The organism is Paraburkholderia sp. NMBU_R16 (genome assembly GCF_013282575.1).
Classification (GTDB): domain Bacteria; phylum Pseudomonadota; class Gammaproteobacteria; order Burkholderiales; family Burkholderiaceae; genus Trinickia.
Window position 1 is genome coordinate 1 of record NZ_JAAAYE010000361.1, and the last position, 298, is coordinate 298.

The 298-nt window shown below is 65.4% G+C and carries 1 protein-coding gene; it reads right to left on the reverse strand.

Annotation, left to right across the window (positions count from 1 at the left end):
* On the reverse strand, positions 1 to 298 hold a 298-nt coding region (locus GWC77_RS28530; protein WP_173263013.1), incomplete at both ends, for an IS3 family transposase.

Consider the following 298-nt stretch of genomic DNA (forward strand, 5'->3'; position numbering starts at 1 on the left):
TCGGCACATAGGTGGCATCGGCTACCCACAGCCGATTCGGTGCGTCAGCCACGAAGTGCCGTTGCACGAGATCGGGCGCGGGCCGTGCGCCGCTCTGACGCCGCGTGGTGTTGATCCAGCGCCGCCGACTGACCCCATGCAAGCCCGCTATACGCATCAGGCGGGCCACGCGTTTGCCTCCAACATGGATGCCTTGCTCGAGAAGCTCCGCATGGATACGAGGCATGCCATACGTGTCGCGCGAGCTTGCGTGAATAGCTCGGATGCGCCCGATCAGATCGGCGTCGCTGCACGCGCG